The 14,259-nt window shown below is 69.4% G+C and carries 16 protein-coding genes and 1 other RNA gene; 10 read left to right on the top strand and 7 right to left on the bottom strand.

Features of this window, described 5'->3' with window-relative positions; all coding sequences use genetic code 11:
- Positions 1-10 precede the first annotated feature (10 nt).
- Complete coding sequence (locus tag TCCBUS3UF1_RS10890) at positions 11-1,093, top strand: aminopeptidase (protein ID WP_014516557.1); 1,083 nt, start codon at positions 11-13, stop codon at positions 1,091-1,093.
- Here TCCBUS3UF1_RS10890 and TCCBUS3UF1_RS10885 read toward each other — a convergent pair.
- Together TCCBUS3UF1_RS10885 and TCCBUS3UF1_RS10880 are read right to left on the bottom strand one after the other, a co-directional pair.
- Entirely contained in the window at positions 1,090-1,860 is a 771-nt protein-coding gene (locus tag TCCBUS3UF1_RS10885; protein WP_014516556.1) for an ABC transporter permease, read from the bottom strand. The genes TCCBUS3UF1_RS10890 and TCCBUS3UF1_RS10885 overlap by 4 nt on opposite strands.
- Entirely contained in the window at positions 1,853-2,731 is an 879-nt protein-coding gene (locus tag TCCBUS3UF1_RS10880; RefSeq protein ID WP_014516555.1) for an ABC transporter ATP-binding protein, read from the bottom strand. The genes TCCBUS3UF1_RS10885 and TCCBUS3UF1_RS10880 overlap by 8 nt, the downstream gene beginning before the upstream one ends.
- A gap of 19 nt (positions 2,732-2,750) precedes the next feature.
- On the opposite strand from TCCBUS3UF1_RS10880, the gene ffs reads away from it, so the two are divergent.
- An RNA gene (ffs, locus tag TCCBUS3UF1_RS11675) (signal recognition particle sRNA small type) lies at positions 2,751-2,851 on the top strand.
- Positions 2,852-2,950: 99 nt separating this feature from the next.
- Here ffs and TCCBUS3UF1_RS10875 read toward each other — a convergent pair.
- A complete protein-coding gene (locus tag TCCBUS3UF1_RS10875; protein WP_014516554.1) occupies positions 2,951-4,138 on the bottom strand; it encodes a CaiB/BaiF CoA-transferase family protein in 1,188 nt (395 codons plus the stop codon).
- A gap of 30 nt (positions 4,139-4,168) precedes the next feature.
- Between TCCBUS3UF1_RS10875 and TCCBUS3UF1_RS10870 the strand changes: the two genes are divergently transcribed.
- Genes TCCBUS3UF1_RS10870 through TCCBUS3UF1_RS10860 form a run of 3 tightly spaced genes read left to right on the top strand, consistent with a single transcriptional unit; the run spans position 4,169 to position 6,039 of the window.
- Positions 4,169-4,954: a carbohydrate ABC transporter permease gene (locus TCCBUS3UF1_RS10870; RefSeq protein ID WP_014516553.1), complete on the top strand. Its 786-nt coding sequence runs from the start codon at positions 4,169-4,171 to the stop codon at positions 4,952-4,954.
- Positions 4,955-4,988: 34 nt separating this feature from the next.
- On the top strand, positions 4,989-5,519 hold the full coding sequence (locus TCCBUS3UF1_RS10865; RefSeq protein ID WP_014516552.1) for a hypothetical protein: 531 nt from the start codon (positions 4,989-4,991) through the stop codon (positions 5,517-5,519).
- A gap of 10 nt (positions 5,520-5,529) precedes the next feature.
- Positions 5,530-6,039: a hypothetical protein gene (locus TCCBUS3UF1_RS10860; protein WP_014516551.1), complete on the top strand. Its 510-nt coding sequence runs from the start codon at positions 5,530-5,532 to the stop codon at positions 6,037-6,039.
- Here the strand turns inward: TCCBUS3UF1_RS10860 and TCCBUS3UF1_RS10855 are convergent.
- Entirely contained in the window at positions 5,990-7,264 is a 1,275-nt protein-coding gene (locus TCCBUS3UF1_RS10855; RefSeq protein WP_014516550.1) for a replication-associated recombination protein A, read from the bottom strand. The genes TCCBUS3UF1_RS10860 and TCCBUS3UF1_RS10855 overlap by 50 nt on opposite strands.
- A gap of 44 nt (positions 7,265-7,308) precedes the next feature.
- On the opposite strand from TCCBUS3UF1_RS10855, the gene TCCBUS3UF1_RS10850 reads away from it, so the two are divergent.
- A complete protein-coding gene (locus TCCBUS3UF1_RS10850; protein ID WP_014516549.1) occupies positions 7,309-7,992 on the top strand; it encodes a hypothetical protein in 684 nt (227 codons plus the stop codon).
- A gap of 230 nt (positions 7,993-8,222) precedes the next feature.
- On the opposite strand, the gene typA is transcribed toward TCCBUS3UF1_RS10850, so the two are convergent.
- On the bottom strand, positions 8,223-9,986 hold the full coding sequence (gene typA, locus TCCBUS3UF1_RS10845; protein ID WP_041433896.1) for a translational GTPase TypA: 1,764 nt from the start codon (positions 9,984-9,986) through the stop codon (positions 8,223-8,225).
- Between the two features lie 52 nt (positions 9,987-10,038).
- Between typA and TCCBUS3UF1_RS10840 the strand changes: the two genes are divergently transcribed.
- Genes TCCBUS3UF1_RS10840 through folE form a run of 4 tightly spaced genes read left to right on the top strand, consistent with a single transcriptional unit; the run spans position 10,039 to position 12,593 of the window.
- The gene (locus TCCBUS3UF1_RS10840; protein ID WP_014516547.1) at positions 10,039-10,902 is read left to right on the top strand and encodes a DUF1028 domain-containing protein; all 864 of its coding nucleotides are present in this window, start codon (positions 10,039-10,041) and stop codon (positions 10,900-10,902) included.
- The gene (locus TCCBUS3UF1_RS10835) at positions 10,893-11,273 is read left to right on the top strand and encodes an NUDIX hydrolase (protein WP_014516546.1); all 381 of its coding nucleotides are present in this window, start codon (positions 10,893-10,895) and stop codon (positions 11,271-11,273) included. The genes TCCBUS3UF1_RS10840 and TCCBUS3UF1_RS10835 overlap by 10 nt, the downstream gene beginning before the upstream one ends.
- The gene (locus tag TCCBUS3UF1_RS10830; RefSeq protein ID WP_014516545.1) at positions 11,254-11,946 is read left to right on the top strand and encodes a gamma carbonic anhydrase family protein; all 693 of its coding nucleotides are present in this window, start codon (positions 11,254-11,256) and stop codon (positions 11,944-11,946) included. The genes TCCBUS3UF1_RS10835 and TCCBUS3UF1_RS10830 overlap by 20 nt, the downstream gene beginning before the upstream one ends.
- Before the next feature lie 38 nt (positions 11,947-11,984).
- Positions 11,985-12,593 (top strand): GTP cyclohydrolase I FolE, encoded by a 609-nt coding sequence (gene folE / locus TCCBUS3UF1_RS10825; protein WP_014516544.1) that lies wholly within the window; start codon positions 11,985-11,987, stop codon positions 12,591-12,593.
- Positions 12,594-12,632: 39 nt separating this feature from the next.
- Here the strand turns inward: folE and TCCBUS3UF1_RS10820 are convergent, their stop codons facing one another.
- Entirely contained in the window at positions 12,633-13,055 is a 423-nt protein-coding gene (locus TCCBUS3UF1_RS10820; protein WP_014516543.1) for a hypothetical protein, read from the bottom strand.
- A 9-nt stretch (positions 13,056-13,064) separates the two neighbouring features.
- A complete protein-coding gene (locus TCCBUS3UF1_RS10815) occupies positions 13,065-14,234 on the bottom strand; it encodes a hypothetical protein (RefSeq protein ID WP_014516542.1) in 1,170 nt (389 codons plus the stop codon).
- Between the last annotated feature and the right edge of the window lie 25 nt (positions 14,235-14,259).

Here is a 14,259-nt window from a genome sequence, read left to right as displayed (position 1 = left end):
TGATAGCAGGGTGGAAGCGCGCTTTGCTCAACTCCTGGCCGACTACTGCTTGGAAGTTCTCCCGGGAGAAACGGTGTTGGTGGAGGCGGAAACCCCAGCCCTGCCCCTCCTTCGGCCCTTGAAGCGGGTCCTCCTGGAGCGGGGTGCCTACCCCCTTTTGCGGCTGGCCTACCCTGGGGAGGCCCAGGACTTCCTGCGCCACGGCGGGCGCTGGCTGGAGGAGATCCCGGAGGTGGAATGGGCCCTTTACGAGAGGGCGGACAAGTTCTTGCGCATCCTCTCGGCGGAGAACCCTCTAGAGGGCGCTTCCTTGGACCCGGAACCCTCCTTGAGGCACCAGCGGGCCTGGCGTCCCCTTTTTGAGGTTCGCCTGCGGAAGCGCTGGACCCTCACCCTCTACCCCACGGTGGGCTACGCCGTGGGGGCGGGGATGGGCACGGAGGAGTTCCGCGCCTATGTGGCCCAGGCCCTCTTTCTGGACCGGGAGGACCCCGTGGCCGCCTGGCGGGCCCTGGCCCGCTTCCAGGAAGCCTTGATCGCCAGGCTTTCCCGGGCCCGGGAGCTCAGGATCCTGGCCCCGGGTACGGACCTCCGCCTTTCCGTGGCCGGGAGGACCTGGATCAACTCCGACGGGCGGCGCAACATGCCCTCGGGGGAGGTGTTCACGGGGCCCCTGGAGGAGAGCGCCCAAGGGGAGGTCCGCTTCAACCTTCCCGCCTTCGTGGGGGGCAGACGGGTGGAAGGGGTGTACCTCCGCTTCCAGGAGGGGAAGGTGGTGGAGGCCCGGGCTGAGGTAGGGGAGGCCTACCTGCGCCAGGCCCTGGAAACCGACGAGGGGGCCCGTAGGCTGGGGGAGGTGGGCATCGGCACCAACTTCGGCCTCACCCGCCCCACGGGCCTGATCCTTTTGGACGAGAAGATGGGGGGCACGGTCCACCTGGCCCTGGGCCGGAGCTACCCGGAAACCGGGGGCAAAAACCAGAGCGCCCTCCACTGGGACCTGGTGCTTTCCCTGGAGGAGGGCAGGCTTCTCTTGGACGGGGAGCCCCTTTGGCAAGGGGGGCGGTTCCTGGGTCTTCCCGAACTGCCCTAAAGGTCCTTGCGCTCAAACACCAAGGCCGCCAGGAAGGCAAAGCCCAGGGTGTAGATGAGGAGGAGGGAAAGGCCCAGCCCCGCCGCCCCGGGCCTCAGGTGGAGGTCCAGGTAGGTGGTGAGGAGGAAGGGGGTGAGGGCGGGGAAGGCCACCAGGAGGCGCATGAGGAGCAGGGTGGCCACGGCGGCCAGGGCGCTGGCCGTGGTGGAGAGGAAAAGGGTGCCGTAGAGGAGGGCCAGGGCGGCCAAGGGGAGGAGGACCGCCCCCGCCAGGAGGTGGGCCCTAAGGAGTTCGGCCAGGGCCTGCCCGGGCCCCAGGAGCCCCACCCCGGCAAACCCTCCCTCTCCCAGGCCGGTGCCGCCGAAGAAGGGGCCCAGGCCGTGGGGAAGGCCCGCCAGGAGGCCGCCGAGAAAGCTGGTGGCCAGGAGGACAAAGGGGTAGAGGAGGATGGCCAGCAGCTTGGCCAGGAGGAGGCCCGTCCGGGGCAGGGGGCGGAGGAGGAGGCTTTTCAAGGTTCCCTGGGCCACCTCGCTTCCCAAGGACTCGCTGGCGGCCATGACCACCAGGAAGGGGAAGAGAAACTCCATCCCCGCCAGGAGGCTTAGGGAAACCACCTGCCAGCCCGAGGCCAGGACCAGGCCGTAGACCTCCTTAAGCCCAGGGGCCAACGCCCAAAGGAAGGGCAGGAGGAAGGCGGCCAGGAGCCCCAGGGCCACCGAGCGCAGCCGGAAGAGCTTGTACACCTCAAAGCGCCAAAGCCTAAGCATGTTTCACCCGTTCCTGGTAGTAGGCCATGAGATCAAACCGCTGGGGGTGCAGGGCCCGCACCCTATACCCCTCCCGCAACAGGGCCTGGAGCACCCCTTCGGGGCTGCCCTCAAAGAGGATGGCCCCGCCCTGGAGCCGCACCGCGGCCACCTGGGGTAGGGTCTTGAGGAGAGCCAGGGCCCCTTCTAGGGGTTCGGCCTCGAGGCGGTAGGCTTCCCGCCCGCTTAAGGCCACCTCGTCCAGGAGGCGCCCACCCCCCAGGATGCCCACCCGGTGGGCGTACCGGGCCACCTCCTGCAGGTGGTGGGTGGAAAGGAGGACCGCCACCCCTTCCTGGGCCTGCTCCTTGAGAAGGCCATGGACCAGCTCCACCCCCTCGGGGTCCAGGCCGCTGGTGGGCTCGTCCAGGACCAGGACCTTGGGCCGGTGCAGGATGGCCGCCGCCAGGCCCAGGCGCTGCCTCTGCCCTAGGGAGTAGCCCCCCACCTTCTGGTCGGCCACGGCCAGGAGCCGGAGCCGGGCCAGGACCTCGGCCAACCGCCCCTCCTCCTTCACCCCGGCCAGGTAGGCGTGCATCCTTAGGTTTTCCCGCCCCGTCAGGTAGGGGTAGAAGGCGGCTGGGGCCTCCACCACCGCCCCCAGGTGGCGCCTGGCGCTGGGGGTCTTGTGCACGTCCTCCCCCAGGAGGAGGGCCCGTCCCTGGCTGGGAAAGGCCAGGCCGGTGACGAGCCGGATCAGGGTGGTCTTCCCCGAACCGTTGGGCCCGGCCAGGGCGTAGACCTCCCCCGGGCGCACGGAGAGGCTCACCCCTTCCAGGATGGGCTTGCGGCCGTAGCGCTTGCCGATGCCCTCTAGCCTCAGGGCTTCCATGGGTGCTATACTACCCAAGCCCCCGGTCCAGCGCGGCGGTCCGGGCGTGAACCGGGTCAGGTCCGGAAGGAAGCAGCCCTAAGCGCCACGGGTCGGGTGCCGCTGGGTAGCCGGGGGCGTTATCCACAAGGTTATCCACAAGGGGAGGCCCCTGGCCCCAGAGGGCCGTAGGGGCCAAAGGCCCTCTCCAGAGGGCTTTTTCTTCCCTCCCTCCCCACCTTAGCGCCTGCGCGCCACCCCCTTTTCCACAAGGGCCCGCACCTCCTCCGGGGTGAAGCCGGCCTCGAGGAGGACCTCCTCCGTGTGCTCCCCCAGGAGGGGCGGAGGCAGGGAGGGGGAGGCGGGGGTGCGAGAGAGGAAGCGCAAGGGGTTGGCCAGGGTGGGGAGGCTCCCCAGGAGGGGATGGGGTAGGGTCCAGACCGCCTCCCGGGCCTGGGCCTGGGGGTCTTGGAAGGCCTCCTTTAGGTCGTTCACCGGGGCGGCGGGTACGCCTATGCCCTGAAACTTCTCCAGCCAGTAGGCCCGGGGGCGGGTCCGGAGGACCTGGGACAGGGCCTCCACCACGGCTTCCCGGTGTTCCACCCGGCTGGCGTTGGTGGGAAAGCGCTCGACCAGCTCCCCTAGCCCCAAGGCCCCGCAAAGCCGGGCGAACTGCTCGTCGTTGCCCACCGCCAGCACCAGCCACCCGTCCGCGGCGGGGAAGGCCCCGTAGGGCACGATCTGGGCGTGGGCGTTCCCCAGCCTGGCAGGGGGCCTTCCCGTGAGCAGGTAGCTTTCCCCCAGGTTCACCAGGGCGAAGAGGCCCACGTCAAAGAGGGAGAGGTCCACGTGCTGGCCAAGTCCGCTCCGCTCCCGCTCCCAGAGGGCTGCCAGGACCGCCACCGCCCCCATCATCCCCGTCATCACGTCGATCCAGGCCACCCCCACCTTCATGGGGGGGCCATGGGGCTCCCCGGTGACGGACATGATCCCGGTATAGCCCTGCAGGGCGGCGTCGTAACCGGGTTCCTTGGCCCGGGGGCCGGTCTGGCCAAAGCCGGTGAGGGAAAGGTAGACCAGGCGGGGGTTGAGGGCCTTCAGGCTCCCGTAGTCCAGGCCGAAGCGGGCCAGGTCCCCGGTCTTGAAGTTCTCCACCAGAACGTCGGCCCTCGCCGCCAGCCGCCGCACCGCCTCCTGGCCCTCTTTGGCCTTGAGGTCCAGGGCCAGGCTCTTTTTGCCCCGGTTCACCGAGAGGAAGTAGGCGCTTTCCCCTGCCACAAAGGGCGGTCCCCAGCCCCGGGTCTCGTCCCCCCAGGGGGGTTCCACCTTGACCACCTCCGCCCCCAGGTCGGCCAGGATCATGGTGCAGAGGGGCCCGGCCAGCACCCGGGAAAGGTCCAGGACCTTGAGGCCAGCGAGGGGCTTCATGGGGGCATCTTACGCCGGTATAGTGGGGGCGTGGGCCGGTTTGTGCGGCACCTCCTGGTCTTCGCCGTCCTCCTCTTCATCGCCCTACCCTTTATTTGGATGGCCTACGCCGCCTTCATGCCCAAGGAGGCGGTCTACTCGGGAGAGCTTTTCTCCCGGGTGGGCTTCAGCCTGGAGCACGTGCGCGCCCTGGGCAAGGAGGGGTTTTGGGACCGCCTCCTCTTCTCCTTGGCCCTTTCCTCGGGGGTGGTCTTCTTGCAGCTTATCACCGCCCTTCTAGGGGCCTACGCCCTCCGGGCTGGCCTGGGGCTTTTGCCCTTTTACCTGGTGCTCATGGCCGTGCCGGCGGAGCTCCTCCTGGTGCCCCTTTACGGCATCCTGAAGGAGCTTTCCCTCCTGGATACCCTCTGGGCCCTGGTCCTCCCCTTTGCCGCCAGCCCCTTCATCGTCTACCTGGTGTACCAGGCCATGCGGGGCGTGCCGGAGGAGCTTTTGGAGGCGGCCAGGCTGGATGGGGCGGGGCACCGGGTCCTGCTTTTCCGCATCCTCTTTCCCCTGGTCCGCCCCACCCTGGTGGCGGCCGGGGTCTTGGCCTTTGCCGCCCACTGGAACCTGGTCCTCTACCCCCGGGTGGTGGTTTCCGACCCCCGCTTCTGGACCCTGCAGACCTGGCTTACCGACCTCCAGCGCAAACACCCCACGGACTGGGGCCTGCTTTCCGCGGCGGCCCTTTTCTCCGTCCTGCCCATCGCCCTCCTGTACCTGGCCTTTGAAAGGCGGGTGGTGGCCACCTTTGAGGAGGGGCTTAAGGGCTGAAGGGCTATACTGGGGCCAAAGGGGGTGAAAGGGCATGCGCTTCCTTTGGGTGGCCTTGGCATGGCTCTTGGCCGGGTGCCTCCCCGTGGCGGTGTTGCGGAGCCCGGAGCCCGTGGCGGGGCGGAGCCTGGCCTTGGGCCTGAGCGCTGTGGGGGCAGAGGGGGGAGCCTTGTTGGTGCCCTACGCCGCCTATGCCCAAGGGGATGGGAGCACCGAGTACAGCTTTTCCGTTCAGCTCGGCCTTAGGGCGGGCCTCAAGCAGGCCCTCTTCCCAGGGGTTTCCCTGGACCTGGGCCTCACCCTACCCCCCTTTGTCGGACAGGAAGGGTTGCCCCTGGCCGCGGACGCAGGCCTCCTCCTGGGCCTAGGGGGGTTTTACTTCTCCCCGCGGGTGCACTGGTTGGGCTTTGCCTACCAGGAGCTAAACATTTCTGGCTTTATCTACCAGGCCACCCTGGGCTATGCGGGGGAAGGGTTCTTGGGAGAGGTGGGGGTGCTTTTCAACCCCCGGGGGGGCGGGCAAGGGGCCGCCCTTTTCAGCCTTTCGGCGGCGGTGCGCCTCTAGGGGGTGAAGGATGAGGGTATGGGTCCTAGGCCTAGCCGCCTTCCTGGTCGGGTGCGTGCCCATGGCGGTGCTCCAGCCCCCGGAGCCGGTGCGGGGGCAGCGGTTTACCCTGGGGGGAAGCCTTTTCCCAGCCCCCACGCAGAGCCCCTACCCCGTGTGGGGGCTTCCCTACCTGGGCTATGCCATAGGGGATGGGGAGCGGGAGTTCAGCCTGGCCTTCCAGTTGCCCCTCCGCTTGGGGATGAAAGTGAGGCTGGCCGAGGGGGTGAGCCTGGAGGGAGGGCTTTCCCTTTGGGGGGACTTGCAACAGGGCCTGACGGAAACCTCGGCCGATGCGGGGCTGCTCTGGCGGCTGGGGGAGGGTTTCTATCTCTCTCCCCGCCTTCACCTCCTGCCCTGGGGGGCCTTTTCCCCCCAGCTCACCCTGGGGTACTGGGGGGAGGGGTGGGCCCTCGAGGGGGGCTATGGCCCTAGGGGGCCTTATCTGGCCCTGGGTTTCCACGGGCAAACCGCTCCCTGAGGGCCTTTAGCCGTTCCCGCACCCTTTCCTCCCAGCCCTCCCCCGTGGCCTGGAAGAGGCGGAGGTCCTCGAGGCCCTCCGGCAGGTACCTCTGGGCGAAGCTCCCCTCCTTGTCCTCGTGGTAGTAGGCGTACCCCTGGCCGTGGCCCAGGGCCTTGGCCAGGGCCGTGGGCGCGTTTTTGAGATGGTTGGGCACCGGGGCCTCTGGGTGGGCCTCGGCGGCCTCCACGGCCCGCTTCCAGGCGGCGTAGAGGCTGTTGGACTTGGGGGCCAGGGCCAGGTAGACTGCGGCCTCCACCAAGGCCAGCTCCCCTTCTGGGCTTCCCAGGGCCTCGTAGGCCTCCTTGGCCGCCACCGCCAGGCGCAGGGCCAGGGGGTCGGCCAGGCCCACGTCCTCGGCCGCCACCCGGATGAGGCGGCGGGCCAGGTAAAGGGGGTCGGCCCCGCCCCTTAGGAGCCGGGCCAGGTAGTAGAGGGCGGCGTCCACGTGGCTTCCCCTTAGGCTTTTGTGCAAGGCGGAGACCAGGTCATAAAACCCGTCCCCACCCCGGTCCATGGCGAAGCGCTCGCTGCCTAGAGCTAGGCGCACGGTTTCCCCGTCCACCCGGCCAAAGGCCGCCGCCAGCTCCAGGGTGTTCAGGGCGAAGCGGGCATCCCCACCCGCGGCCTGGGCCAGGAGGCGGAGGGCCCCTTCCTCGTAGGGGGTGCCGGGAAGGCCCCGTGGGTCCTGGAGGGCCCGCCGGAGGAGGATGAGGAGGTCCTCCTCCCCCAGGGGCTTTAGGGGGAAGAAGCGCAGGCGGGAGCGCAGGGCGGGGGTGAGCTCAAAGGCGGGGTTTTCCGCGGTGGCCCCGATCAGGGTGAGGAGGCCCGACTCCAGGTGGGGCAGGAGGGCGTCCTGCTGGGCCCGGTTAAAGCGATGGACCTCGTCCAGGAAGAGGACTAGACCCCCCTCCTGCCGCGCGCGCTCCACCGCCAGCCGCACCTCCTTGAGCCCCGCCTCCACCGCGGAGAGGTGGAGGAAGGGCCGCCCCACCCCCTGGGCCAGGAGGCGGGCCAGGGTGGTCTTGCCCGTGCCGGGAGGGCCGAAGAGGACCATGGAGGCCAGGCGCTTCCCGGCCAGCATCCGCCTTAGGAGGCCCTTCTCCCCGGTGAGGTGGGGCTGGCCCAGGACCTCCTCCAGGCTTTGCGGGCGGAGGCGCTCCGCCAGGGGCTCCATCCCTTCCATGCTAAGCCCAGGGTAAGGGGAGGCATGGTAGGCTTTAGGCGAGCATGCGCGGGCTTTTCTTGCTGCCTTGGGGCCTCTTCCTCCTGGGGCTTTGGCCCCTGGTCGGCGGGGAGCCCTTGGGCCAGGTGGACCGGGGGCTGGGGCTTCTCCTGGCCGCCCTCCTCCTGGCGGGGGCGGGGAGCCTGTACTCCCGCTTCCCCGTGGCCTACGGGGTGCAGCTGGCCCTGGTCCTGGGCCTGGGCCTGCTCGCCTTCCAGCTCTCCTTAGAAAGCGCCCTTGCCCTCACCGGGGGGGAGGCCCCGGCCTACACCGCCCTAGGGGGGGTGCTGGGGGCCTTGGCCTTGGGCGGGGCTTTCTTCCTGGGCACGGGGAAGGAAGCCCCCCTGCTTCCGGCCCTGGAAGGGGTGGGGGGGCGGGAGGACCTCCTCCGGCTGGCGGGGGCCCTGGAGGGCCTGGCCCTGAGGCGGCCCCTGGTCCTGGTGTACCTCAGCCTGGCCGTTCCCCCGGAGCGCCTGCAGGAGGAGCTCCGCCGGGGGGACCTGGCCTTCCGCCTAGAGGGCGGGTACCTCCTGGTCCTCCAGGGGGGGCGGCCTGAGGACGCCGCGGGGCTGATCCGCCGGCTAAGGGAGCGCTTTCCCTTGGCCGCCTACGCCGTGGAGCGCTGGCGGGGGGGGAGGCTGGAGCGGGTTCTGGCCCGCCTCGAGGCCGAGGCCCTGCTCCAGACCTGACCGGTGTACCCTTTCCCTCCCTACACCGCCCGCGGGTGTAGGGGTCTGGGCTTTAGCCCGGACGAAAACCCCGGGTTTCCCCCTAGCCTGGAAGCTAAGGAGGTCCACCATGGGTCAGGAGCAGGCCAAGGAGATCAGCCAGGCGTGGAAAGAGGCCCTGGAAACCTACGGGGAGCGGGAGGAGGAGTAAGGGATAGGGTAAGGGCGGAGGGGCCTAGGCCCCTCCGCCCTCATTTGCCAACCAGGCGCTTGCGCTGCGAGGGGTCCAGGACCTTTTTGCGCAGGCGCAGGCTCCTGGGGGTTACCTCCAGGAGCTCGTCCTCGGCCAGGAAGCCCAAGGCCTCCTCCAGGGAGAGCTTCCGCGGGGGGATGAGGCGGATGTTCTCGTCCGAGCCTGCGGCCCGGACGTTGGTGAGCTTCTTGCCGATGGTGACGTTTACGTCCAGGTCGTTTTCCCGCACGTGCTCCCCCACGATCATCCCCACGTAGACCTCGGTTCCCGGCTCAATGAAAAACTGCACCCGCTCCTGCAGGCGGTTCAGGCTGTAGGCGGTGGCCACCCCGGCCTCCATGGCCACGGCGCTGCCCGTGGTGCGGCTAGGAATGGGGCCGGCCTCGGGGCCGTAGCCGTGGAAGGTGTGGCTCATGAGCCCCTCCCCCCCGGTAAGGGAGAGGAAAAGGCTGCGGAAGCCGAAAAGGGCCCGGGCCGGCACCACGAACTCCGCCCGCACCCGTTCCCCCACCTCCATGTGGGCCATCTCCGCCCGCCTGGCCCCCAGGGCTTCCATCACCGCCCCAAAGCGTTCCTGGGGTACCTCCACCACCAGGAGCTCGTAGGGCTCGAGGCCGTCCTTGAGGAGCACCCGGGGCTGGCCCACGCTGAACTCGTACCCCTCACGGCGCATGGTCTCCAGGAGCACGGCCAGGTGCAGCTCCCCCCGGCCCCGGAGCTCAAAGACCTCCGGGGCCACCTCCTCCACCTGCAGGGCCACGTTGGTGCGCAGCTCCCGCCCCAGGCGCTCCTTCAGCTTCTGCCCCGTCACGTGCTTCCCCTCCCGCCCGGCGAAGGGGGAGGTGTTGGCGGTGAGGGTGAGGGCCACCGTGGGCTCGTCCACCCGGAGGCGGGGGAGGGGTTCGGGGGCCTCGGGGGAGGCCAGGGTGTCCCCGATCTCCGCCCCCTCGAGGCCCGCCAGGGCCACGAGGTCCCCAGGCAGGCTCTCCGCCACCTCCACCCGCTCCAGCCCCCGGTGGGTGTAGACCGCGGCCACCTTGGCCAGGAGCTCCTGCCCTTCCTTCAGGATGGCCAGGGTTTCCCCCTTGCGCACCCGCCCCCGGGTCACCTTGCCGATGGCCACCCGCCCCAGGTAGGGGGAGTGGTCCAGGTTGGCCACCAGGAGCTGGAAGGGGCCTTCCTGCCAACGGGGTGGGGGCACGTGCTCCAGGATGGTGGCGAAAAGCTCCGCCAGGTCCTCCCGGGGGGTTTCCCGCCAGGCCCGGCCCTCGCGGCCCACGGCGTAGAGGAAGGGAAAGTCCAGCTGGGCTTCCGTGGCCCCCAGCTCCACCATCAGGTCAAAGGTCAGGTTCAGCACCTCGTCGGGGCGGGCCTCCTTCTTGTCCACCTTGTTGAGGACCACGATGGGCTTGAGGCCGGCCTCCAGGGCCTTGCGCAGCACGAAGCGGGTCTGGGGCATGGGCCCCTCGGCGGCGTCCACCAGGAGCAGGACCCCATCCACCAGGGAAAGGGCCCGCTCCACCTCCCCCCCGAAGTCCGCGTGGCCCGGGGTGTCCACGATGTTCACCTTGACCCCCTGCCACTCCACCGCGGTGTTCTTGGCCAGGATGGTGATGCCCCGCTCCCGTTCCAGGTCATGGGAGTCCAGGATCCGCTCCCCCTCGGCCTTGGCCAGGGCCTTGGCCTGGCGAAGCATGGCGTCCACCAGGGTGGTCTTGCCGTGGTCCACGTGGGCTATGATGGCAATGTTTCTAATCTCCATGGGCGCACCCAATCCCCCCACTTTACCACGGGGAGGGGCGTAGGATAAGGGCATGGTGGTGGCCACCTTCTCCCTGGTGGCCCGGGACCCGGATACGGGCGACCTGGGCGTGGCCGTGGCCAGCAAGTTCTTGGCGGTGGGGGCCGTGGTCCCCCATGCCCGGGCGGGGGTGGGGGCGGTGGCCACCCAGTCTTACGCCAACCCCCGCTTCGGGCCCCAGGGTCTGGCCTTGCTGGAGGCCGGGGCCAGCCCCCAAGGGGTTCTGGAGGCCTTCCGCCGCACCGACCCCGAGCTGGAACGGCGCCAGTTCGGCCTGGTGAGCGCCCGGGGGGAGGCCCTCACCTTCACGGGGGCGGACTGCCATCCCTGGGCCGGGGGGGTGGCGGGGGAGGGATTCGCCGCCCAGGGGAACCTCCTCACCGGCCCCCAGGTGGTGGAGGCCATGGTGGAAACCTTCTTGCGGGAAAAGGCCCCCTTTCCCGAGCGGCTTCTCCTGGCCTTGAGGGCAGGGGAGAGGGCTGGGGGGGACAGGCGGGGCAAGCAGTCCGCCGCCCTTTTGGTGGTGGGGGAGGGGAAGGGGTACGGCGGGCTTTGGGACCGGTACGTGGACCTCCGGGCGGACGACCACCCGGAGCCGGTGGAGGAGCTCTTCCGCCTCCTCGCCCTTCACCGCCTTCTTTTTGAGCGCCCCAAGGAGAGGCGCCCCCTCACCGCGGAGGAGGTGCGCTGGCTCCAGGGGGTGCTGAGGGGGCTGGGCCTCTACTCGGGGGAGGCCCACGGGATTTTTGACCCCGAGACCGAACGGGCCCTTTGGGCCCTGATCGGCATGGAGAACCTGGAGGAGCGCTACCGGGGGGGGCCGGAGGTGGACGAGGCCACCCTGGCCTACCTCAAGGGGAGGTACGGATGGAGCTAGGGGCGGGGGGCGTGGTCTTCAACGCCAGGCGGGAGGTCCTCCTCCTCCGGGATCGCATGGGCTTCTGGGTCTTCCCCAAGGGGCACCCCGAGGCGGGCGAGGCCCTGGAAACGGCGGCGGTGCGGGAGGTCCTGGAGGAAACCGGGGTGGAGGCCCAGGTCCTTGGTCCCCTTTTCCCCACCCGCTACGTGAACGCCAAGGGGGTGGAGCGGGAGGTGCACTGGTTCCTCATGCGGGGGGAAGGGGAGCCCCGTCTGGAAGGGGGCATGACCGGGGTGGGCTGGTTTGCCCCCGAGGAGGCCAGGGGCCTCCTCGCCTTCCCCGAGGACCTACGGCTTTTGGAGGTGGCCCTTGAGCGTCTACCGTTTTGAGGAGAAGACCCCCAGGGTCCACCCCACCGCCTTCCTGGCCCCCGGGGCCTACCTGGTGGGGGAGGTGGAGGTGGGGGAGGGGGCTTCCATCTGGTTCGGGGCCGTGGTGCGGGGGGATTTGGAGCGGGTGGTGGTGGGCCCGGGGACGAACGTCCAAGACGGGGCCGTGCTCCACGCCGACCCCGGCTTCCCCTGCCTTTTGGGCCCGGGCGTCACCGTGGGCCACCGGGCGGTGGTCCACGGGGCGGTGGTGGAGGAGGGGGCCCTGATCGGCATGGGGGCGGTGGTGCTGAACGGGGCCCGGATCGGCAAGGGGGCCGTGGTGGGGGCGGGGGCGGTGGTTCCCCCGGGGATGGAGGTGCCGGAGGGGATGCTGGCCTTGGGGGTACCCGCCCGGGTGAAGGGCCCGGCCACCCCTCCCGGCAACGCCCCGCGGTACCAGGCCCTGGCGGAGCGGTACCGCAAGGGGCTTTCTCCCGTGGAGCCCCCGAGGCGCTACCGCCTCACCCTCCGGGGGCAGGATGCCCTGAACCCCTTTAGCGAGCTCCACCTCAGCCTCAAGCGGGGGCGGAAGGAGGCCCTCGAGGCCCTCCGGCGCGTGGCCCAGGGGTTTCCCCTTGCGGAGGAGGAGGCCGCTTTCCTGCTCGCCCAGGGCCTCCTCCAGCCGGAATGAGGGTGGGGATACAGGTGGCGGATCCAGGGGGGAGTACCATGAGCCGCAAGATGGTGGAGATCGAAGAAACTGGTCTGAGCTTCGCAACCGAGGTGGACCTGGAGCGCCTCCAGCACCTTTCCGCCGAGTGGTTGGCCGTCATCGGCGAGGACCCCGCCCGGGAGGGCCTCCGGAAAACCCCCGAACGGGTGGCCAAGGCCTGGGCCTTCCTCACCCGGGGCTACCGCCAGGACCTGAAGGAGATCGTGAACGGGGCGGTCTTCCAGGCCGAGGGGAGCGAGATGGTGGTGGTGAAGGGCGTGGAGTTCTACTCCTTGTGCGAGCACCACCTCCTCCCCTTCTTCGGCCAGGTGCACATCGGCTACATCCCCAACGGCAAGATCCTGGGCCTTTCCAAGTTCGCCCGCATCGTGGACATGTTTGCCCGCAGGCTCCAGGTGCAGGAGCGCCTGGCGGTCCAGGTGGCCGAGGCCATCCAGGAGGTCCTGGAACCCCAAGGGGTGGGGGTGGTGGTGGAAGGGGTCCACCTGTGCATGATGATGCGGGGGGTGGAGAAGCAGCACTCCCGGACCATCACCAGCGCCATGCTGGGGGTCTTCCGCGAAAGCCAGAAGACCCGGGAAGAGTTCTTAAGCCACCTCAAGTAAACCCTCCCCGCCCTGGCGGGGAGGGTGGGCCCTACGGCCTTAGTTGGGCTGCGGCGGGGGTGCGGGTACCTCGCACCCCGGGACGGCCATCTGCACCCCCAGGGCCTGGACGTTGACCGGGATTTCCGCATCCCCTACGCCTTCCACGTGCACGCGCAGGATCCCGCTTTGCGCCCCCTGGGGCACCCGGAACATCAGGGTGGCGGGGTTTTCCGCCTGGGTGATCTCGGGGTCTTCCGCGGGGAGGTCCGGGGGGAAGAGGGCGTAGTTGGTGCCCGCATCCCAGTCCGCCTGGCTGCCAAAGGTGTTGCCCTTGAGGAGCATCCAGTCTCCCGCCCGCACCACGCACCCCGCCACCACGTCGGGCTGCACCGCCTGGATGCTCAGGTTGCCCGTGGTGCGGATGCCCTGGGGAGCGGTGCAGGCGGCCAGGGCCAGGAGGAGAAGGCCAAGTTTTTTCATCCTCTCCTCCTACTCGGAGCAGTGTCCGGGGCCGATGTAGCCGTTGTTGTAGCTGTCCAGGGTGGCGGCGTACCCCTTGGCCTGGTTGGCCAGGGCCTTGCTCAGGCTATCCGTGGGCCTATAGGTCTGGAAGAAGGTGTGGGCCCAGGCCAAAGCGGCATCCACGGCAGGGGTGGTGGCGGCCCCGTTCAGGATGTTCAGCCTGGCGGCGATGAACTGGTGGGCCAGGATGTAGTAGGCGTTGCCCCCGGAGGGCGGGGTCCAGAGGACCTGGTAGTAGCCCTTGCCCGAGAGGTAGAAGGGGGTGTCCTCCCCGATCTGGGCCCAGGTGTCGTCGTAGGGGGCGGGGCCATACCGGGAGTGGGTCTTCCAGTAGCCCTGGGTCAGGGTACAGCCGCCTACGCAGGGCACGTTCACCTGGACCGTGGCCGAGGCGGAGCCCTGGGTGCCGGTGGTGTTGGTGGTGAAGGTGGCGGTGTTCTCCACCCGGTACTCCCCGCAGCGGTCAAAGCTTACCGTGCGTTCGAAGAAGTGCGTCTGGGAGATGACTCCCTGGGGGTCGATGCCGCTGATGCTGCTCACCAAGGTGGCCGAGGGGTCGCTCACGGTGACGCTGCCGTCCACCACCTCCGTGGGGTTGGTGAAGCTGAAGCCCGCCTGGGCGGTGGCGGTGCCGCTTTGCCCCCCGCCGGACCAGCTCACCGCCACGCTGTTGGTGCGGCTTTGCCCATCGGGCAGAGCTTGGCTGTAGTCGCAGACCAAGCTGCTTCCGGGCGAAAGGGTATAGGGGAAGGTGACCCCGCAGTTCAGGGTCACGCCGATCCCGCCCGGGGTGATGGTGTCCGTGGGGGCTTGCAGTTCCACCGGCACGCTGCCCGTGTTCCGAATGGTCACCCTGCCCTCCACCCTAAAGTCCGAATCCGTGGGGGTTCCCAGAAGGTTCACCGCGTACTTCAAGGTGTAGGCCTGGCCGGTGGCCAGGGTGAGGGTACCGCTCGCGGGGTCGGTTACCTGCTTTGCGATGGTCCAGCGGTAGGTGCGCTTGAACTTGGGGACCGCGGTCTTCTCCACGGTCACCGAAGCCGGCACCACCACCGCCTGGGGGTTCACCCCTTGGGGGCTTTGCGAGCAGGCCGCCAGAAGCCCCACCGCCAAAAGAATGCCGTACCAATACCGCATACCCAATTCCTCCTTTCCCAATCCT

Origin of the sequence: Thermus sp. CCB_US3_UF1, from assembly GCF_000236585.1 — a bacterium.
Lineage (GTDB): Bacteria > Deinococcota > Deinococci > Deinococcales > Thermaceae > Thermus.
The sequence above is the reverse complement of the archived record's forward strand: the minus strand, read 5'-3'. Positions and strand labels throughout refer to the sequence as shown.